The sequence below is a fragment of the Mycobacterium branderi genome (assembly GCF_010728725.1).
GTDB lineage: Bacteria > Actinomycetota > Actinomycetes > Mycobacteriales > Mycobacteriaceae > Mycobacterium > Mycobacterium branderi.
Genome location: NZ_AP022606.1, coordinates 4,610,448 through 4,629,701, shown reverse-complemented (window position 1 = coordinate 4,629,701; position 19,254 = coordinate 4,610,448). Strand labels below are relative to the sequence as shown.

Annotated in this window: 21 protein-coding genes and 4 tRNA genes; 12 read left to right on the top strand and 13 right to left on the bottom strand. The window is 63.7% G+C overall.

Translation table 11 applies throughout. The features are described 5' to 3' along the window. Positions 1-17: 17 nt before the first annotated feature. A complete protein-coding gene (locus tag G6N47_RS22430) occupies positions 18-761 on the bottom strand; it encodes a pyrimidine reductase family protein (protein WP_083132460.1) in 744 nt (247 codons plus the stop codon). On the opposite strand from G6N47_RS22430, the gene zapE reads away from it, so the two are divergent. Continuing rightward, positions 760-1,815 (top strand): cell division protein ZapE, encoded by a 1,056-nt coding sequence (gene zapE, locus G6N47_RS22425; RefSeq protein WP_083132461.1) that lies wholly within the window; start codon positions 760-762, stop codon positions 1,813-1,815. The two genes, G6N47_RS22430 and zapE, sit on opposite strands and share 2 nt — an antisense overlap. On the opposite strand, the gene G6N47_RS22420 is transcribed toward zapE, so the two are convergent. Genes G6N47_RS22420 through G6N47_RS22410 form a run of 3 tightly spaced genes read right to left on the bottom strand, consistent with a single transcriptional unit; the run spans position 1,796 to position 3,523 of the window. Then, positions 1,796-2,269, bottom strand: a complete 474-nt coding sequence (locus tag G6N47_RS22420) for a GNAT family N-acetyltransferase (protein WP_139799554.1) — start codon at positions 2,267-2,269, stop codon at positions 1,796-1,798. The two genes, zapE and G6N47_RS22420, sit on opposite strands and share 20 nt — an antisense overlap. Further along, complete coding sequence (locus tag G6N47_RS22415) at positions 2,257-2,763, bottom strand: hypothetical protein (protein WP_083132462.1); 507 nt, start codon at positions 2,761-2,763, stop codon at positions 2,257-2,259. Before G6N47_RS22415 ends, G6N47_RS22420 begins: the two co-directional genes overlap by 13 nt. Positions 2,764-2,809: 46 nt before the next feature. After that, positions 2,810-3,523 (bottom strand): Clp protease N-terminal domain-containing protein, encoded by a 714-nt coding sequence (locus G6N47_RS22410; protein WP_083132463.1) that lies wholly within the window; start codon positions 3,521-3,523, stop codon positions 2,810-2,812. 22 nt (positions 3,524-3,545) lie between these two features. Between G6N47_RS22410 and G6N47_RS22405 the strand changes: the two genes are divergently transcribed. Further along, the gene (locus G6N47_RS22405) at positions 3,546-3,959 is read left to right on the top strand and encodes a DUF732 domain-containing protein (protein WP_372517483.1); all 414 of its coding nucleotides are present in this window, start codon (positions 3,546-3,548) and stop codon (positions 3,957-3,959) included. A 51-nt stretch (positions 3,960-4,010) separates the two neighbouring features. Continuing rightward, positions 4,011-4,700 carry a cupin domain-containing protein gene (locus G6N47_RS22400; RefSeq protein ID WP_083132464.1) on the top strand — a complete coding sequence of 230 codons (690 nt, stop codon included), beginning with the start codon at positions 4,011-4,013 and terminating at the stop codon, positions 4,698-4,700. A 5-nt stretch (positions 4,701-4,705) separates the two neighbouring features. Here G6N47_RS22400 and G6N47_RS22395 read toward each other — a convergent pair whose 3' ends face one another. After that, on the bottom strand, positions 4,706-5,095 hold the full coding sequence (locus G6N47_RS22395; protein WP_197945487.1) for a DUF732 domain-containing protein: 390 nt from the start codon (positions 5,093-5,095) through the stop codon (positions 4,706-4,708). 83 nt (positions 5,096-5,178) lie between these two features. Here G6N47_RS22395 and G6N47_RS29830 point away from each other — a divergent pair, with 83 nt between their 5' ends. The 4 genes from G6N47_RS29830 to G6N47_RS22380 all read left to right on the top strand — a co-directional run bounded on the left by G6N47_RS29830 (position 5,179) and on the right by G6N47_RS22380 (position 8,049). Further along, entirely contained in the window at positions 5,179-5,361 is a 183-nt protein-coding gene (locus G6N47_RS29830; RefSeq protein WP_232080267.1) for a hypothetical protein, read from the top strand. Positions 5,362-5,379: 18 nt separating this feature from the next. Then, positions 5,380-6,435 carry a GH25 family lysozyme gene (locus G6N47_RS22390; RefSeq protein WP_232080266.1) on the top strand — a complete coding sequence of 352 codons (1,056 nt, stop codon included), beginning with the start codon at positions 5,380-5,382 and terminating at the stop codon, positions 6,433-6,435. 431 nt (positions 6,436-6,866) lie between these two features. Next, on the top strand, positions 6,867-7,178 hold the full coding sequence (locus G6N47_RS22385) for a hypothetical protein (protein WP_083132465.1): 312 nt from the start codon (positions 6,867-6,869) through the stop codon (positions 7,176-7,178). A 154-nt stretch (positions 7,179-7,332) separates the two neighbouring features. Beyond that, positions 7,333-8,049, top strand: coding sequence for a hypothetical protein (locus tag G6N47_RS22380; RefSeq protein WP_232080265.1), 717 nt, complete (start codon positions 7,333-7,335; stop codon positions 8,047-8,049). A 360-nt stretch (positions 8,050-8,409) separates the two neighbouring features. Here G6N47_RS22380 and G6N47_RS22375 read toward each other — a convergent pair whose 3' ends face one another. Then, positions 8,410-9,171 carry a hypothetical protein gene (locus tag G6N47_RS22375; RefSeq protein WP_139799555.1) on the bottom strand — a complete coding sequence of 254 codons (762 nt, stop codon included), beginning with the start codon at positions 9,169-9,171 and terminating at the stop codon, positions 8,410-8,412. Between the two features lie 745 nt (positions 9,172-9,916). Between G6N47_RS22375 and G6N47_RS30215 the strand changes: the two genes are divergently transcribed. The 4 genes from G6N47_RS30215 to G6N47_RS22355 all read left to right on the top strand — a co-directional run bounded on the left by G6N47_RS30215 (position 9,917) and on the right by G6N47_RS22355 (position 14,853). Beyond that, a complete protein-coding gene (locus G6N47_RS30215) occupies positions 9,917-10,723 on the top strand; it encodes a WXG100 family type VII secretion target (RefSeq protein ID WP_083132469.1) in 807 nt (268 codons plus the stop codon). Continuing rightward, positions 10,720-11,004: a hypothetical protein gene (locus tag G6N47_RS22365; RefSeq protein WP_083132470.1), complete on the top strand. Its 285-nt coding sequence runs from the start codon at positions 10,720-10,722 to the stop codon at positions 11,002-11,004. The genes G6N47_RS30215 and G6N47_RS22365 overlap by 4 nt, the downstream gene beginning before the upstream one ends. A 39-nt stretch (positions 11,005-11,043) precedes the next feature. Further along, positions 11,044-11,343, top strand: coding sequence for a hypothetical protein (locus G6N47_RS22360; protein ID WP_083132471.1), 300 nt, complete (start codon positions 11,044-11,046; stop codon positions 11,341-11,343). A 537-nt stretch (positions 11,344-11,880) separates the two neighbouring features. After that, the gene (locus tag G6N47_RS22355) at positions 11,881-14,853 is read left to right on the top strand and encodes an Eco57I restriction-modification methylase domain-containing protein (RefSeq protein ID WP_083132472.1); all 2,973 of its coding nucleotides are present in this window, start codon (positions 11,881-11,883) and stop codon (positions 14,851-14,853) included. A gap of 198 nt (positions 14,854-15,051) precedes the next feature. On the opposite strand, the gene G6N47_RS22350 is transcribed toward G6N47_RS22355, so the two are convergent. The 3 genes from G6N47_RS22350 to G6N47_RS22340 form a co-directional block, all read right to left on the bottom strand. Further along, a tRNA-Val gene (locus G6N47_RS22350) sits at positions 15,052-15,126 on the bottom strand. A 15-nt stretch (positions 15,127-15,141) separates the two neighbouring features. Next, a tRNA-Cys gene (locus G6N47_RS22345) sits at positions 15,142-15,215 on the bottom strand. 29 nt (positions 15,216-15,244) lie between these two features. After that, positions 15,245-15,317 (bottom strand) — tRNA-Gly (locus G6N47_RS22340). A gap of 169 nt (positions 15,318-15,486) precedes the next feature. On the opposite strand from G6N47_RS22340, the gene G6N47_RS22335 reads away from it, so the two are divergent. Further along, positions 15,487-15,561, top strand: a tRNA-Val gene (locus tag G6N47_RS22335). A gap of 22 nt (positions 15,562-15,583) precedes the next feature. Here the strand turns inward: G6N47_RS22335 and G6N47_RS22330 are convergent. The 4 genes from G6N47_RS22330 to G6N47_RS22315 all read right to left on the bottom strand — a co-directional run bounded on the left by G6N47_RS22330 (position 15,584) and on the right by G6N47_RS22315 (position 19,231). After that, positions 15,584-15,973, bottom strand: a complete 390-nt coding sequence (locus G6N47_RS22330; protein WP_083132503.1) for a type II toxin-antitoxin system VapC family toxin — start codon at positions 15,971-15,973, stop codon at positions 15,584-15,586. After that, positions 15,970-16,227: a ribbon-helix-helix domain-containing protein gene (locus G6N47_RS22325; RefSeq protein WP_083132473.1), complete on the bottom strand. Its 258-nt coding sequence runs from the start codon at positions 16,225-16,227 to the stop codon at positions 15,970-15,972. Before G6N47_RS22325 ends, G6N47_RS22330 begins: the two co-directional genes overlap by 4 nt. A 44-nt stretch (positions 16,228-16,271) precedes the next feature. Beyond that, positions 16,272-17,990, bottom strand: a complete 1,719-nt coding sequence (locus tag G6N47_RS22320) for a DUF7159 family protein (protein WP_083132474.1) — start codon at positions 17,988-17,990, stop codon at positions 16,272-16,274. Between the two features lie 134 nt (positions 17,991-18,124). Next, a complete protein-coding gene (locus G6N47_RS22315; protein ID WP_083132475.1) occupies positions 18,125-19,231 on the bottom strand; it encodes an enolase C-terminal domain-like protein in 1,107 nt (368 codons plus the stop codon). Between the last annotated feature and the right edge of the window lie 23 nt (positions 19,232-19,254).

The following is a 19,254-nucleotide window of genomic DNA, read 5'->3' as shown; positions in this document are numbered from 1 at the left end:
GCGATCACCACGAACGTTCAGCTCTTGACATAGCGCGTGTACAAGTACCCGTCGTCGTCGGACAGGACGTGCGCGCAGCGCATCGACGTCTGCACCTGACCCGGCCCGGTCGCGATCCGGCGGGCCTGACCGCCGACCACGCACGGCGCGATCGTCAGACACAGCTCGTCGAGCAGGCCGTGCTCGACGAATGAGCTGAACAACATCGGGCCGCCCTCGGTCAGCACCCGATGCAGGCCGCGGTCGGTCAGCGCCGCCAGCACGGCACCCTCGTCGACGCGGCCCGGGTCGTCACGCGAGCAGTCGACGACCTCGGCAAGCCCGGCAAGCCGACCCTGTGTCTCCGCGGCGGCCGCCGTGCAGGTCAGCACCAGCGGGGGCACCTCGGTTCGGGTGAACACCTGCAATTCGCGGTCCAGGCGACCCGATTTGGTGACGATCGCCAGCGGCGGGACTTCGCTTTGGCCGCGGGCCTGCCGATGCTGCCGCTGGGTGACGCTCGGGCGTGCGCCGGAGTAGCTCTCGATGCGAACCGTTCCCGCGCCCACCAGGATGACGTCGGCGAGTTCGCGCAGCAGGTGAAACAACGCCCGATCGGTGGGACCGCCGAGCTGGCCGGTGGTGCCGGCGACGGTGGCGCCGCCGTCGAGGCTGGCGATGAAATTGGCCCGCACCCACGTCCGCCCGCCGGGATAGGCGTAGAGCTCGGACAGTTCGCCGTCGTCGACTCGGCGCGTTGACCCGAGCAGGGTGAGGCCCATGAGGTTGATTGCAACACGTCGCTACAGTGCCTGCATGCGTCGGGTGGGACATCTGGTGGATCGGCACCCGAGCGTCTCCCCGGAGCGACTGATCGCCCAGCTGACGCCGCCGCCGACATTCGCCGAGGTCAGCTTCGCGTCGTACCACCCCGACCCGGCGGAGCCCAGCCAGGCCGCCGCCGTCGAGGCCTGCCAACGGTTTTGCGAGCAGGCCGTCGAGCGCCGGGCGGGCCGCCGCAAACTGTTCGGCAAGCGCGAGGTGCTGCCCGGCGTGGGGCTATATCTCGACGGCGGTTTCGGGGTGGGCAAGACACATCTGCTGGCGTCTGCGTACCGCGCGCTCACCGGGCATCGCAAGGTGTTCGCGACGTTCATGGAGCTCACCCAGCTGGCCGGCGTGTTCGGTTTCGCCGAATGCATCGATCTGCTGGCCGATTACACGCTGGTGTGCATCGACGAGTTCGAACTCGACGACCCTGGCAACACCACGCTGATCTCGCGGATGCTTTCCCAACTGGTGGAGCGTGGTGTGTCGCTGGCCGCCACCTCGAACACGTTGCCCGAGCAGCTCGGCGAGGGCCGGTTTGCCGCCCAGGATTTTCTGCGCGAAATCCACACGTTGGCAAGTATTTTCACCGTGGTGCGGATCGACGGCCCAGACTACCGGCACCGCGATCTGCCGCCGGCGCCCGAACCGCCGACCGACGAAGAGGTTGCCGAGTGGGCCGCGCGAGTCGACGGCGCCACGCTCGACGACTTCGATGCGCTGTGCGCGCACCTGGCCACCATGCACCCGTCGCGCTACCTGGCGCTGATCGAGGGCGTGACAGAGGTTTTCCTCACCGGCGTGCACGGCATCGACGACCAGAACGTCGCGCTGCGACTGGTGGCCCTGACCGACCGGCTGTACGACGCGGGCATCCCGGTGACGGCGTCGGGGGAGAAGCTGGACCGCATCTTCAGCGACGAAATGCTTGCCGGCGGATTTCGCAAGAAGTACCTGCGGGCCACGTCGCGGCTGCTGGCGCTGAGTGCTACAGCTCGCGAACCATGATGTAGTCGTGCTCGACGCCGGCACCCACCCGAAATATCCTGGTGCCGTTGACCCTAAAGCCGTGCTTGGCGTAAAAGCATTGCGCACGTTGGTTTTTCTGGTTGACGCCGAGCCAAACGCGGCCGTCGCTCAGTTCGATCGCCGCATTCATCAGCGCTGTCGACACGCCTGCGCCGTGATGTTCGGGCAGCACGTACATCTTGGACAGTTCGACGCCGTCGTCGCGAACGAGCATGGCGTACCCCACAATTCGTTCGTCGTGCCGGGCGACGAGTACCACACGCCTGGGGTCGGCCAGGTACTCGGCGAAGCGCGCGGCCGACAGGTTCGCCTCGATGAACGACGCCATGTTCTCCGCCGTCACCGAGGGCGGGCACGCCAGCGGAAATGTCGATGCGGCGACGGCGGCGAGCTCGTCGACGTCGGCGGAATCGGCGGGCGCTACAGGTTCCACTGCGCGAGGTGCACGCCTGTCTTCCTGTCCAGCAGCACGACATTGGAGACCGGATCGCGGTAGGCGTCCCAATACACTCCGCCGCGAACCACGGAACCGGCCGGCGCATTGCCCAGCGCCACGTCGAGTGCGTCGGGAGCATCGGAGGGCCGGGGCTTGTATGCGTCGCCGAACGGTGTCACGCCAACGAAGCTGAAGTCGGTTCCCATCTGGGACGGGTTGGGCACCCTGATCGCGTGGATCGCCACGTCGGCGCGATCGACCGTGCTGTCGGGGAAGCTCTTAACCGGCACGCCGCTGCGCTGATACCCGAAACCGGGCGGCGGGTCGACCGGCTGGACGAAGCTGACGGTGACGTCGGCGATGATCTTGCCGTTGTCCACCCGCAGCGTGTCGCCGATGTGGCCGATCGGCGCGTCGCCGGCCGACGCGCGGGGAGCGGCGACAAGGCCTGCGACAACGACGGTGATCAAGGCAACCAGCCAGCGGTGCATGTTCCCTCCTCGGCGACCTTCGCATGATGGCACATCGGCGAAGCGCTCAGTCCGTCTTCCCGGACACCAGGGATTCCAGCACCGCGGTGAGGTCGGCCTCCGCCCGGTCCTTGTCGATGCCGGCGCGGTGCAGGGGACCGGCACCGTCCTCCAGTTCGAGCAGTGCCAGCAAGAGGTGTTCGGTCCCGATGTAGTTGTGGCCCAAGCGAAGTGCTTCGCGGAAGGTCAGCTCGAGCGCTTTTCGGGCCGGCCCGTTGAACGGAATCAGGGACGGCGGCTGCTCGACCGCCGGCGGCAAGGTGACGGCCGCACGGACAGCTTCGGCGTCGACCTTTTGCGCCGCCAGCAGTTTGGTGGCCAGTGCGTCGGGGTCGCTGAGCACGCCCAGCACCAGGTGATCGGGGGTGATTTCGCCGTTGCGGGCCTCGTGCGCGGCGTTTTGGGCGGCGACGACCGCGCTGCGGGCCCGGGGTGTGAAGCGCTCGAAACCCTGGTCGGGGTCGAGTGTCCGTGGCACGAAACGCTTTTGGGCGGCCTGCTTGGTGACGCCCATGCTCTTGCCGATGTCGGTCCAGGAGGCGCCCGACCGGCGGGCCTGGTCGACGAAGTGCCCGATCAAGTGGTCGGCGACCTCGCCGAGGTGTTCGGCCGCCAGGACGGCGTCGCTGAGCTGGTCGAGTACGTCGGCATGCACTTGCTTGATGGCGTTGATCAGCTCGTCGAGGCGGACGGGATGGGTGATAGGTGTGGAGTCGGCCATGCCGTCAACTCTAGGTTGACGAATGGTGTTCGTCAACTGCCGGTTGACGATGCGCTCGCGGGACAACCGCGCCCGCGTCGGCGATGATGGAGCGATGAGACTTCTACTGGTGCTTACGGGCGTTGCCGCCACGGTCGGCCTGGCCGTGCCGGCGCACGCCGACCCGGGCGGCGTCGATGCGGACTTTCTCAGTGCGCTCAACAAAGCAGGCATCACTTATGCGAGCGGGGATCAGGCCGTCGAGGCCGGCAAGACGGCGTGTCAGATGCTGGACCAAGGTCAGTCGGACGTGGAAGTCGTCAAGAGGGTGACTGAACTCAATCCCGGATTCACGATCTCCGGCGCCGCCAAGTTCACCGCGATCGCGGCGAGCGCGTACTGCCCGCAATACGTGAATGGCGGCGGCGCTAGCCCGAACGGCGGCGACGCCAGTTAGCTTGGGCTAGAACGCCTACGGCCCGATCGGGATCGGGCCTAGTATCCGTGGATGGCTATCAATCGACGCAAGGTGCTCGGGGGAGCCGGCCTTGCCGGGGCCGCAGCGTTGGGTGGAGCCGGCGTCGACCGCGCTTTGTCCAACAGCCCTTCCGGCTACCCGACAGTTAAGGACGAGCCAATGACCGACGACGCCGCACGCTTCGGTGACCCCCGGATACCTGCCGAACTGATCACCGACCAATCGCATCTGTTCCATCTCGGCGCGCTGCCCACAACGGATTTCGAAGGGGGCTCGCTGCGCCAAGCGCACGAGGACAACTTCCCGATCCTCAAAGGACAGCAGGCCAGTGTGGTGTTTGTGACCTTGCAGCCCGGCGGTATTCGTGAGCCGCACTGGCATCCGAGCGCGTGGGAGATCAGCGTGGTTCTCAGCGGCGTTGCGACCTGGACGCTGCTTGACCCGCAAGGGCACGACGAGACGTTCGATGCCCACCCTGGCGACGTGGTTTTCGCCCCGCAGGGGTCACTGCACTACTTCGAGAACAAGGGCCACGACGACCTCCATGTGATCATCGTGTTCAACGCCAGTACTCAAGAAGGCAAGGACGACATAGGAATTGGCGCGTCGATCAGCAAGCTGCCGCCGCGGGTGCTGTCCGCGGTCTTCGGCGTTCCGTCGGAAACCTTCAACTCGTTCAAGAAGATCGACAGGTCGATCACGATCCTGAAGTCGGGGTAGAGCGGCTACTTGCTGTCGCCGCCGCCCTGCATGTATTTCGGGCAGTACGCGACGGATGCGAGCGCCACAAACTTGGCCGCGTCCCGTTGCGCGAAACCGGCGTTAGCCTGCTGCAGCTGAGCAACGATCTCCGGGGCGCCCTTGCCGTCGTCGAGCATTCCGCACACCGCTTTGGCGTTCGCGACGGCACTGTCTGGGCTCTGATAGGTGATGCCGGCGTTCTTGAGCGCTTCCAGGAAGCCCGCATCGTCGCCGGAAGGCTCCGCGAGCGCGGGTGGCGGCAGGCCGATCGCCGCGGCAACAGTGGTCAGCGTGAGTAGTCGTCTCATCGGTTGCTCATTGTCGCACCGCGGCGTGATTGTCGCTCGGCGAGCGACGCGGCCGAGCAGTTCCACGATGGCGAGCCCACCCTCCGCTACCCTCCGGTCGAGGCGAACGAGGCACGCATCCGCGCCCACGTGCCGGCAGGAGCGGCGAGATGAAGGACACCGGCGAACCGGAACGACTCGGCGAAGTCCGGTACCAGGCCGGCGCGACCGCAACCGCCGTGCACGGCGAGCACGGCAACCTGATCTGGGAGGTGACGCGGCACAGCGATGGGCTGGTACGCACCACCCGCAAGCTGGCGCAGGTCAGCCACTGGAAAGCCGCGAATGGCTGACGTGGAGAGGTTCGCGGCGTGACGCTCTTCTATCCAGATGTCAGCAATAACAACTGGTCCAGCGACCAAGACGCGATCAACTTCCTGGAACAACTTGTCCCACAAGGTTTCGCCGGTGTCGTCCATAAAGTTTCCGAAGGGTCTTATTACGAAGATCCTTACTGGCCCGTCGTTCTGCAGTGGTGCCAGCAGAACAACGTCGTTTGCCTCGGATACCACTACGTGACTGAAGACGATCCGGCGAGCCAAGCGCAAACATGGCTTGGTAACAACGGCGGATCCGTTGCTATGGCGGACTGGGAAGCCAACAGCGGCGATTTCTCGAATTACCAGGCGGTAGTGGCTGCGTTCGAGGCTGCCGGGGTGACCGTGCATGTCGGGTATTGCCCGCAGTGGTACTGGTCGGAGGTCGGAGGGGGTGACCTGTCGGGTATTCCGACGCTGATTTCGTCGGCCTACCCGGACGGGTCGGGTTACGCCAGCGTGGTCTACGCCGCCGCCGGCGGCGATTCGGGCGAGGGCTGGAACTCCTACGGGGATGCCACCCCGACGATCTGGCAGTTCACCGACCGCGCCTACATCCCGCCGTTCACCGGCATCGACTGCAACGCCTTCAAGGGCACCGACTTGGCGGCGGCGTTCGGCCTCGCCCCCACCCCATCACCAGAGGAGGATGGTTTCTTGAGCGGTTTGACCCAAGCACAGCAGGAAGACATCTACAACCTGGTCGTGCTCTGCGCGCAGCAGCTCCTCGGTCTGCTGGAGCCGCCGATGCCGCTGCTGCCCGGCTCGTCGACGTCGGTGGGCAGCGGGTGGGCGCAGCTCGGGCAGAACAGCCAGGGCCAGAACCTCACTCAGGTGGACGCCCTGAGCGTCACCGAGACGGGCAACCAGAGTTCGCTGGGCTCGACCGTCGCGGCGCTGCAGAAGGCGATCGGCGCGCCCAACCCGGACACCACCGGCATCCTGCGCGAAGTCACCGCCGCGGGTGGGACGGGGATTCTGGGCCTGCTGTCGGGCCTGATCCAGTCGCAGCCGTCACTCAACATCCCGAAGTCCGGCAACACCGCGTAGCCGGCGACGGGGGTTGTGCGGTTACGCCACGTGAAGCCAACATGTTTCAGGCGCACGGATGGGCGTCCGGAACGCCGAAACCTCGGGTCACTTCGGTGCGCCGTGGTGATGCAACGAACGATCCGCCCGCTGGCGTCGACGACACCTGTTTTGCGAAAGTGGCTGCACCACAAGTGTTTTCGGTTTCTAGCCGCGTCCTTTGCCGCCCGCCCCGTTGGGTGAGTCCCACCCCCACAACGGCGGATCTCCCACACGCGGGACACGCCATTGGCAAGCTAAACCGGAGGCTGAGTGTAAAAGGGGGGTAAGGTTTTAAGTGCGACGCGAAAGAATCCTCAACAGCGCCTCCATACTGCATCAGGTCATCGGCTGCCGAGGTTGAGCATTGGTACTTCAGATCAAAACACCAACTCAGGGAGGTATGAAAACTCATGACAAGCCCTAACGTAGGTGCCACCGCGCAATCCGTCTCCGACAAGCTCGACGGCATCGGGCCATCAGGCCCGCTGAGCTACCGCGAAGTGGATCAACTCGCCCCGATGGCGATCTTCGGGCTAGCCACTAGCGCGCCCTATCCCGAAGCGCCGAAGCAAACCACCACATCTGTTCTCGACATCACAACGACGCTCGGCAAGATCCACACGGCCACTTATCAGGCGTCGGACGGCAACACCTACAACGAGTTCGACGCTTTGATGACGATCCTCGAGTGGGTGCTGGCGCAGAAGAAGGCCGCTGGCTGACGTGGCCACAACATGGTCGGACGTTGCCGACAAGCTAGACGGGCTGTATTACCCGCCGCAATATTCGGGCACCCTGCCGGTCGTTCTGCTGACGTGGTCGGGCGCCGGTGTGAGCATGTGGGACACGACCCCGCCCCAGCCCGCGGCCGTCGGGTTGGCCGCAGCGACAGCGTTTCCGCAAGTTTTTTACTGGCAGCCGGTCGGCAATTACCCGGCGTCGATAGTGAACCCGCCATTGGGTCAGTCGGTCGATGACGGCTTCAACGAGGGTGTTCGGCTCGCGACCCAGGTGTGGACGGACAATCTGATCATCCCGCTCGGTTACTCGGAGGGGGCGATTTGCGGCAGCCACTGGTGGCGTGACTTTATTCTGGCCAACGACCTGGCTAGTCGTGTGCCTGCGGGCTTGATGTGGGGAAACCCTTGCCGCTCACCTGGTTTCGCGAACGGCAACGCCTACGCCGGCTGGGGCATGCCGGCACCGGTCGACGGTGTTCTGACCGGCGGTATCGCGGGACCAGATGACCTGACACCTGACCAAACCCCGTCGAATTGGCTTGATTTCGTCTGGCTGGGCTCCGATGGCGGGGCGACAGAGCTTTACAGCAGCTGTCCTGTCGGGCCGAACCCGTGGACCGCGGAAGCCCCGCCCGGCTACGTCGAAACCACGGTCTACAACGCCGTGTATGACCCCAGCCTCGGCACGGTTGAAGAGGTCGCCGAAGATGTCGGCATGCCGATCGCCGACGCCGAGGCCATCGCCAACGGATTGAATTTCCTCGGGGCCGGCGCCGCGGCTGATCATTACGATTACGACATCACCCCGATGATCAACTACCTGACCAACGTCGTCGCTCCGATGTTTGCGTAGCCGCTCGATCCGGCTCGACGCGCGGGCTGCCGGTCTGGGCGCCCGGCGTAAGGAAGCGGTGATCGTCCGTGTCCCCGCTGGGGCTCTCGGGTGAACTCGTTTCCGAGCGTCAGCGATGTGTGCCAGGGCGCCGCCCCGATCGCGCTGCGGTCGACGACAGCGACCTGTTCGATGAATACATGGACCTGTGATGCGCCAGAAACTTCCGTCATTGGTCTCGCGGCTGATTCTCCGCGTCGGCCAATTAGATAGGCGCATGCGACATGTAAACCGCCGGCTGGCACTGCTGGAGGCGCGCAGCGTGACCGGCCGCCGATCATCCGCGTCGGCGGTGGGCGGTAAGCGGGCGGCGGCGCTTGATTAGGGACTACGGTTGCTTGGAACCTGGGCAGTCATTTCGTCGAATGTCTTGAAGTGATCCCACACGAAGCCCATCCGCTGCCACCAAAGCTCTCCAAACTCGCGTGATGTTTCGTAAGCAAGTTTTGCGCCGCTTGCGGAGAGCATGTGATGAGGAAACCACGGATTCGGGTTGAGTAGTGGGTTGTCGGTGAGGCGCGGCCGCAAACGATCTTCGAGTCGATGGACTTCATGGGTCCACTGCACTTTCGGCTTGAAGTGCATTAAATCGTTACGGAACAGGATAATTGCAGCCACAATCTGACCAGGTGCCTCGCCGAGGTTGATCGGCCGCTGATCTGCGCACGTCAGTGCCACCTGGTACTTATCAAGTACCGACAGTGACCGTTCAACTCGCTCGGTTTTCCATAATTCTCGTAGTCTCGCGATGGACTGGGCGGACAATCCTTCGAGGTGAGGGTTTGGGTTAGGAGATTCCGGGTCGTCGTCCACCGCGTCTTGCCACACGCTGTTGACCAGGGCCTCAAGGAAGGCTACGGACTCTAAAATCCCGGCTAGCGCAAACGCTCTGACGGCTCTATCAATCCCACGGAAGCCGTCGGCGACCAGTGCGGCTTCCCGCTCCGCGCAAAGCTCGGCATTGTGGCGGGCGTTCCACAGGTGCTCCATCGTGAAGTAGTCGCGGACACCGATTTTCGCGACTCCCATCATCGCCGCCGACGGAATGCCGACCGCTCGGATTTCCTGCTCCTTGCTCGACATCGCTTGATCCTCCACCTGTTTGCGGATCTGCTCGGCCGCTCGCCCGCCGCGCGACGGTCCTAGCAGCCGCCCGTCTGGTCGATGACCTTCTTTAGTGGCGCCGCGGGTCGAGGGTCGACGTCATAGCCGGGATTGTCTGAAGCCCAAGCGATCTTGAAACAGTAGTTAGGGCCGGTGGGCTCAGTGTCCCGCCACGTCTCCAGGGTGGGCTTGCACTGCGCCAGGTCGGCGTCGCCTACCTTCTGCGCACTGTCCGGGCGGCGTGGCTCGCGTATCCAGATGATCAGGTCACGGGTAGGCGGCATATTGCAGGGACCCGACACAGGCATAGGCGTCGCACCAAATTCGACGGAGTGGTTGGACTCTGCCGACGCTAACGGCAGCCCGCATGCCAGCACCAAAGCCGATGAGCCTGCCGCTGAAATCATGAAGGCATCCATAGCGTCTGGACCCTACGCTTGCCATATGTTGCGAGTCTGGGATTTGGTCCGCTGCACCGACAGTCGTTGGATGGTCCACCCGCCTACCCATTGCCCTAAGGGCACCGCCTCGGTCCCAACCGCTGCCTGGTCGGTCACCAGGCATGTTGCTGTGGTGGTCACATGACGTGGACGTGTGAATGCGGTGTACGCGCCGCCGCTGGGCGACGGCTGCCTAGTGTTGGTTGGTCCCGCTGCGGTGCGGTGAGGCGGCCACCCACCGATTTGCGGCTTCTGACCAGGTGCGCTGGCAGTAGACTCGCCGCATGGCACTGCAGACCGATGTCCCCGTCCTCGCCAAAGAGGCCGCGAATTTCGAGCGGATCGCCGACGAACTGAAGACTGTGCTAGCCCGCGTCGAGTCGACCGCGACCGAGATGGACAGCCATTGGCAAGGCATAGCGGCCAAGGCCGCACAGTCGGCGATTCAGCGGTTTCATGAGGCGGCCAGCGCGCAGGTCCAGCAACTCAACGAAATTTCGACGAACATTCACACCGCAGGCGCGCAGTACAGGGGGACGGATGACGAGCGGGCCGGTGCGATAGCCGGGGCGATGGCCCCGGCCATGGGGACCGCTGGGGCGCCCGCTGGTACAGCATCTGCGCCGGCCGCCCAGCCCAATGGGCAGGTTCATCCGGCCATGGCGACCCCTGTCGGAAACACCGGGCAATTCCAATATGGCGGGACAACTCCCGGCGTTTGGACACACGGCAACGACGCGCCGAACCCGGTGCAACTCGCCGGTTTTGAGGCGAAACAAGATGGCCCGGGCCCCGCGCCCCCGCCGCCACCCGCGCCGCCGGTCACCGGCAACCCGGTGCGGCTGCCGCCACGGACCACGATGAACACCGCGCCACCGACAGCGATGAACCCGACGGACCATGACCCGTCGAAGCATCCTTGCGGCCCAGACGACGTCGCGATCGACATCACTGAAGCGGCCGGCGGCGCAGCGGGTATCGCATCTGGCATCGCCGGCGAAGTGCCAACCGCGGCAGGCTCGACAGCGATCGTCCTCGGCGGCATGAGCGCACTCGGGGATGCCGTCAAAAAGTTGAGTCAGTGCGAATGACGACGATCTGGTGGCTCGGTTTAGCCGCTGTAGCGGTTGGGCTGGCGATTGGCGCCGGCGCGATGGCCGTCGGACGCCGCACAGCTGCGACCCGTGAACAGGCGGTGCGCCGGCAGCGCATCATCCAGTACGTCATCCTGGCCGTGCTCGCGGCATTCCTGATATTCGACGTCATCACCACCCCGGGGACACGGTACCTAAACATCGCGATCCTGGCGTTCATCCCAGTCGCCTTGGCGTTCGATTGGTTCAGGGCTCGACGCCGCCGCACGATGTCATAAACCGACTTCCCGTTTCGGCAATGGGTAGGAGTTAACGCGGTGAAGCAACTGTCACGCTCCGACAAACTCCGGTTCGGCGTATCGCTAGTCGCCGCAACGACTTTCACTGCAGGGGCGATCAACGCCGCCCTCGGCCATAGATGGGGCACGGTCGTCATCCTCGCCGTAGCGGCTACCGCGGCGGTGTTCATGGCGCTGGGAACGTTGTCGAAGAATCCGCGGATACATCGGCTCGTGTCCAATGACTGGCTGGTCAGCACGTGGAAGCACAACAACGCCCGCTGGCGTAAGGAGGAGCGCGACGACGCGCTGCGGGGCGGCCAAAATGGAACCGGCTAGCGAAAACCAGCGATCGCCCTGGCGAAGCTCCACGCCGAGCTCGAAGGCAGTGGCGACACAGGGGCGGAGGGGCGGCCACCGTGCTAGCCGAATTGCCCGCCGGCGCCGATGAATCGGAAGTCGCCGACGCTCGAATATGAGCACCGCCGCCTAGAGAGCCGTTTCCGGCGCGTCATGGGCGACGGCCTGGGCGGCGCAGTCGCCATGGCCGACGGGTGAGGATCAGCGCGAAGTCGAGGAGGCGCTCGCGATGGCGGATGAGCCATTTCATGTCACGGAGCTACTTCAGTTCGGCAGGCAATCGGTGAACAAGCACTGAGCTGGCGAGGTTGACCACAAGATGCTTATGCGAGGCCGTCCGCGGCCGGATCGCGCCGCACCCGACGATTGATTCGACACCGTGACGACTGCCGGCGGGTTACAAGGACACCGCAAGAGACCACGCCACCCACACGTGAACTTCCCTCACATGTCAGTAGGGCGCCTTACTCTCTACTGGACCGCAAGCAGTTTCGTTATGGAAGCGGAGGAACAGCCATGGCCGAGCCGCCTACCGAGGTCAAGGAGCTCGTCAAGCGGTACGAGCGGGAGCGGAGGGTGCTCGAATCGGCGGCATACGGAGAGGCCGACACCCGGAAAGAATTCATTGAACCGCTCTTCACGGCCCTGGGTTGGGACGTCGTCAACAAGAATTTGTTTTCGGAGGCATACAAAGATGTGGTCAATGAGTACAGCCTCAAGATCGGCGGATCCCACAAAGCACCGGACTACGCATTTCGGATAGGCGGCAATCGCGTCTTTTTCGTCGAGGCGAAGCGGCCCGGCATTGATATATCCAGGGATACGCCAGCAGCGTATCAGCTCCGCCGTTACGGATGGACCGCTAAGTTGCCGATTAGCGTCCTTACCAACTTCAGACACCTTGCCGTTTACGACTGCACGCGCCAGCCGTCAGAAACCGATCGGGCGAATGCGGCAAGAACCCTCCTCGTGCCTTGGAAAGACCTCGTCGACAGGTGGGCTGAAGTTGAGGAGCTGTTGGGCAAAAATTCGGTTTATCAGGGCTCGCTACAACGGTATTTCGACCAGGCGAGTAGGCGACGGGGGACTTCGGAAGTTGATGGCCTCTTCCTGCTTCAGATGGAAGAGTGGCGTAAAACTCTAGCTCAAAGCATTGCGAAGAAGAACCCAGAACTGTCGGTGAACGAGCTGAATGAAGCGGTCCAGCAAACGCTCGACAGGATTGTGTTCCTCAGAATTGCTGAAGACCGCGGTATCGAACCCTACGGCGAATTAAAGGACGCTCTAAAGGGGTCCGGAGTCTACACTCGCTTGCTAAATATCTTTCTCGCGGCAGACACGAGGTATGACTCTGGCCTTTTTCATTTCAAGGCTGAGAAAGGCAGATCAACACCGCCAGATAAGCTTACCCCAGGTCTGGTTATCGAAGATAAAGTCTTGCGGGACATTGTTGAATCGATGTACTACCCAACCAGCCCATATGAATTCTCGGTGATGCCGGCCGACATTCTAGGGCAGGTATACGAGCAGTTCCTTGGTAAGGTCATTCAACTGACAGGCAGGCGTTCGGTTGTAGTCGAAGACAAGCCAGAGGTTCGCCGAGCTGGCGGTGTCTATTACACACCTACGAATATCGTTGAGCACATTGTGGATAAAACCCTCGGTCCGCTATTGGCCGACAAGTCGATACGAGCTGCACGTAATCTCCGCATTCCAGATCCGGCCTGCGGTTCTGGGTCTTTCCTGCTTGGCGCATTTGATTATCTGATCCGCTGGTTCACAAACGCACATGCGGAGTCTGGCTCGGGAGCCAGCAAGCAGGCGCTATATCGAGATGCTAGTGGCCAGCTGAAACTCACCCTCGCAGAGAGAAGAAGAATCCTTACTTCGAGCATATTTGGCGTAGACATCGACCGGCAGGCCGTTGAGGTTACAAAACTCTCCCTCATGCTTCGCGTTCTGGAGGGCGAGACAAGCGAGACGATGGATAGCCAATTAAAGATGTTCCATGTCGAAAGGGCACTGCCAGACCTGGATAGGAACATTTTATGCGGGAATAGCTTGGTTGACAGCATGGTGACCTCCGTCGTCGAGCTGACGCCTGAGGAGGAGTATGATCTGAATCCATTCGATTGGGCGGTAGGCTTTCCGGAAATAATGAGCTCAAAAGGCTTCCATGCTGTAATCGGAAACCCGCCGTATGATGTCATCGAAAAAGATCGTGGTAAAGCGTCCTGGCCGCACGATAAGCTACGCGAATACATCCCGAGTCGCACGGACTACGCGGCGGCATTGGGTGGGAAGTTAAATCTGTACCGTTTCTTTTTGGTCCAGTCTTGTGCATTGCTTCGTCCCGGTGGTTACCTGGGGATGATCGTTCCTATGGGTTTGGCTGCGGACATCAGTACCGGCAACACTCGGAAGCATCTCTTCACGTATCTCGCTGATACAACGCTTGACTGCTTTCCTCAAAAAGATAATCCACATCGCCGCATATTTAAGGCGGCGAAGCTGTCGACCATGGTCATCGTGGGTAAGAAGAACGCTACGAAGCTCACGGCGCAAAACCAGATAACCACGCATATATTTCCTGGTAATAACATGACTGAGATATCAACTGATAACGTACTCACGCTCGGCGATCTGCAGCTTCTTAACCCAGAGAACGCCCCGGTTCCTCTGGTAGCGGCTGACGAGTGGGCGGTATGCCGCGATATCCATAGCAAATCGCACGTTAGGCGGCTTAGCGAGCTTGGCGACTCTTACGTCGTGACGCGAGGTGAGATCAACCAGACTACGTACGGTGGGTATATCGCCGACGCGGACGAAAAGTCTGAGTACGAACCCCTGCTCAAGGGCGTGGAGGTTGGGGCGTTTGAGCTAAGGGAGTCACTAAGTCAGGGCAAGCGGGAAATGTTAGACGCCAAGGCAATTCGGAAGGATTATCCCCGCAAGGGCGGCCCCATCGCACCGCGGATAGCTACCCAGCGGATCACCGGCGTTGACGAACGGCAGCGATTGGTATGCGCAATCGTGACAGCCAAAATGTGGTTTGCGGATTCGACGAACTCAATAGTCGGGGTCGACAACGCCCCGTTATCGCTCGAGTATCTAGTGGCTCTCTTGAATTCAGACCTGATGCAGTGGCGTTTCCGGCTAACTAGTAGCAACAACAACGTAGGCACCAATGAGCTTTTGGATCTTCCCATCGCGGTCCACGATCCAACCTCGCCGACGGACCGCCGCTTGCTTGAAAGGGTTGCCAGGGCCGGTCAGCGGATCGCCGCTCTTAAGGCGCAAGAGCGAGCGGAGAAAACGTCTAGCGGCGCTCAGCGAATCGCTCGAATGCTGGTGTCAGCGTGGGATGCGCTGGACGGGGCTGTGTATGAGCTCTACGGGCTCACAAGGGCGCAGCGAGACCTGATAGAGCGGAGGCTTCAGAAGGCGCCGTTGGCTGCCCAGTTGGCTGGCGATGACGATGCCGCGTGATCCTCAAGCCATGGGCCAGGCTGCGCGTGTAGACGACCGACGAACCTATTGTCATCGACAACCACAGTGCGATCGGTTCGACCCCTTGAGGCGTTGCGTCGGTGGCAGCACCGCTCGCAGTGGCGAGACCCCGAAGGGGATGCATTGTGCACGGGCATCGCGCACAACCCATAAAACGACGTATGAGCTGCGTAAATGTGGTGCGCGGTACTGGGATTGAACCAGCGACCTCTTCCGTGTCAGGGAAGCGCTCTCCCGCTGAGCTAACCGCGCCCGGGTCAAAAGAAATGGAGGTGGAGACGGGAATCGAACCCGTGTGCACGGCTTTGCAGGCCGTTGCCTCACCACTCGGCCACTCCACCGCTGGGGTTGATGCCACTTGCACCTTCCGAGCGGATGACGGGATTCGAACCCGCGACCCTCACCTTGGCAAGGTGATGCGCTACCAACTGCGCTACATCCGCGAGCCACGGACGAGATCGTCGCCCGTCGCGAAGGACGACGATAGTCCACCTAAGCGGGCCGCACAAATTTCTCGGTACAGCCCGGCGCGCCTCGCCGTCCACAGGAGCAGCGCGTTCTCGGAAAACGCCTCAGCGTGCTAATCTTCGACCTCGTTCGCCTTTCGGCACCGGTCCTGTAGCTCAGCGGGAGAGCGTCCGCCTCACACGCGGAAGGTCGCTGGTTCGATCCCAGTCGGGACCACCAAACTGTCTTCACGAGCCGGATCTCACCCACGTGGTAGCGCAAACGGTGGCTGCAGGCGTTCGAACATCGGGAAATGCCGCACGTTGAGTGTCGCCAACTGGAGGCCCTGCACGTCGGCGGTTGCTGCAATCAGATAGTCGCCGAGTCCGATCGCGTTGTGGCTTCTGCGGTATCGGCGCATCAGATCGCCTGCGCGGCGCGCGATGATTTCGGTCGCGGGTTCCACGTGAAAGGACGCGAGCAGGCGCCACACTTCGCGGCGCTCGGCACTTCTCATCCCACCGATTAATTCGGCGATCGACACCACGCTGATTGCGAGAGTTCCATCCTTGCGGCTTTTGATCAGCCAGTCGTGGGCTGCTGCGACTCCCCGCAAATGGGCGACTAGTACGTCGGTATCGACGAGGATCACGATCCGCCGCGCCACACCCGGTCGAGGTGCTCCTCTCGGCCGCTGGGGCCGCGCGCCGGCTTCTCGAAGTCCCGAAGCGCTCCGAACGAATCGTTGATTGCTGCGAGGTCCGACGCCAAATCGTCGTCGGCGTTGTTGAGGGCCCGGTTCAGTAGTTGGCGGATGAGCTCGGCACGCGACACCCCTTGCTGGTCGGCGAGCTTGTCGAGGCTTGCCGTCTGCGCTTCATCAAGGTAGATGTTCCTGCGCTTCATACATCACAACATACACCGCATTGATAGCGGCCACTGGCGCTCGGTCAGAACTTGAATGACGGAATGCTGAAGTGCGGCATCGACGGCATCGCGGGCGCCGCGGGCGGTGGCAGTGAAGGCAATCGCGGCATCGCCGGTGCCGGCATCGCCGGCATGGAAGGCGCCTGCGGCGCAGGCATCTGGGGTAGCTGTGGAAGCGACAGGCGCGGGGGCGGTTCGGGGGCAGGCATGTTCACCGGCGGCTGAGGCTCCGGAAGGTGTATCGGCGGCGTCGGGTCCTGAACCGGCGGCGTGGGCACGTGTATTGGTGAGCTCGGCAGCTTCCAGGGCGGCGTCGGGTCCTGCGCCGGCGGCGCCGGCAGATGTATTGGCGGCGACGGCTGCTGCACCGGCGGGGTCGGAATGTGCACGGGCGGCGACGGGTGCTGCACCGGCGGCGTCGGTTGCCGCACGGGCGGGGTCGGCACATGCACCGGTGGCGTCGGCTGGCGAACCGGCGGCTGGGGCGCCGGCAGATTGATCGGCAGCTGGAGAACCGGCGCCTGGACCGGCGCGGGAGCCGGCACATTGACCGGCGCCGGAACGGGTATGTGGATCGGCACGGGCACCGGGACCGGGGCAGGCACCGGCGCCGCAGGAACAGGAGCTGGTGCAGGTGCGGCCGGCGGCGCGGGCACCGCGAGTGGCTCCGGCGGCGCGACGGCATGGACCTGCGCGGGCTGCGGGGCCGGGGCGGCCATATGGGCCGCGGGTGGCTGCGGCTCGGAAACCGAAGCTGCCGGTGGCGGGGCGGGCGCCTGCTCAGTTGGCTCGATCAGCCTTTGCACCGGCGTGGGCAGCAACGCGACGGTCGGGCGAATCCCGAGCGCCAGCGCGACCTCCAACGCCAGCGCGGCGGTTACGAAGACGACGGCCAATATGCTGCCGACCAGCAGCACCGGCCTGCGTCCCTGCCGGACTTCGTCGACAGAGATCACTGCGGTGTCGGCGTCGTCGTCCACGACGGCGCTGTACGCCACCTCGCCCGAACCGCCATCCGAGAGCGTTTCGAAGTAGTACGGGTTCATGACACCGGTGCCGGGATCCTGCGCGTACGCCAACGCCGCCGTCGACGACGCGAACAACGGCGCGTTCGCCGACGCCAGCGCCGCACCCCGAGCCAGCGCCGTCTCCGGCTCCTCCGGTGCACTCACCGGCAGCCACGTCGTCGTCTCCAGCGCCGGCTTGATCGGTGCCACATCGACACCCGAGCCCACCAGGAAGAGGCCCTCCACGCCGTCCAGGCCGGCGACCATTGTCGCCAGCTCACCCGCGACGTCGTCGCTGCGCAGCGGGCGGCGACGCACGTCGGTGACCGATCCGTCCGAAGCGTCGACGACGGCCAGCGTCGCAGTCTCGGGCTCGACGAACAACATCGCCGTCTGCTCGTAACCCATTGCCTGGCCGACGGTTTGGGCCAGCGCCGCCGCGGCCAAAAACGCCGAGACCAGCATGACGTTCTCGATCTTGCGGGCCGACAGCGCATCACGCAGCGCCGCGGCATCGGCGGGGTCGGTCCACGTCACCCCGGTCGACCTCAGCTGGTAGCCGCCTTCGGTGGCGCCTTCACGCGTGCCCAGGATCGCCGCGATCACCTGATCCGGAGTGCTGTGGGCAGTGTCGAAATTGTCTTCCTCGACCGTCACGCCGTCGGCGTTCTCGCCCTCGACCAGCACCATGCGAATCGTCTTGGGAGCCATCGATACCCCGAGTACGATGTCCACTTCTCCTCCAAGGTCTCTTGCCATCGAGCCACGGTCTGTGCGGAGGAGTGCACCGCGCCGGCCGCCATCTACATAGTTTGTCGGTCTAACAGCATTCGACGTTACAACGCCAACATTTGTGCCAGCTGTGAATTTCAGGCCACCCGGAACTGTTCCAGGTCAGCGTGTTTGACGGTCAGGCCGTGTCCGGGTGCGCTTCGATCCGGGCGCAGCAAGCCGCCTGGCTCCGGCTCCATGACGCCGTCGAACGCCAGCCCTTCGATCCGCACGTGGTCGTGGAAGTACTCGAGATGGCGCAGATGCCAGATGGCCGTGCCCACGTGGCCGCTGATCTGCGGCGCGCAATGCAGCGACAGATCCATACCCCGCGCGTCGCACAGCGCGGCGACCTTGAGCACACCGGTGATACCCAGCGCACGGGTGACATCTGCCTGTAAACAGTCGACGGCCCCGATCATCTGGTGGAAATACGGGAGGTGGTAGCCATATTCGCCCGCGGCGATGTCCATTCCGGGCGGTCCCTGCGAGGACAACTGCCGCAGGCCGTCGAGATCGTCGGAGCTCACCGGCTCTTCGAACCACCGCACATCGCACTCGGCAAAGCGCTGCGCCCATAGCAGCGCCTGCTTGCGGTTATAGGCGCCGTTGGCGTCGACGAAGAGCTCGACGTCGTCGCCAATGGCCGAGCGGGCAGCCTGAACCCGGCCCATGTCGGCATCCGGATCACTGCCCACCTTCATCTTGACCCGCGGGATCCCGGCGCCGACCCAACCGCACAGCTGCGCGCGCAGCATGTCGTTGTCGTAGGACGTGAATCCGCCGCTGCCGTAGATCGGGGTGGCGTCCTGCACGGCGCCGAGGGCAACGACCAGTGGTTCGTCCAAGAGCCGTGCCCGCAAGTCCCACAGCGCAATGTCGACGGCCGAGATCGCGCAAGCCACCACACCCGGCTTGCCGAGGTTGCGCACCGCGTGCTGCATGTCGGCCCACCGGGCCGGTGGCTGCAATGCGTCGCCGCCGTTGACGACGTCGGCCAGCTTGGATTGCACGACGGTCGCGACGGCGGTGTCGCCGTAGGTGTAGCCGGTGCCTACCTGGCCGCCCGCCCGCACGCTTACCAGCACGAACGTGGTCGAATCCCACGCCAGCGTCCCGTCGGCTTCCGGCGCGTCGGTGGGAATGGAGTAGGCCGAGACGTCGACGGATTCGACGGGGATCGCGGCGGCGGCACGCAAGGTCATGCCGGGTGACTACCCGCAACGCA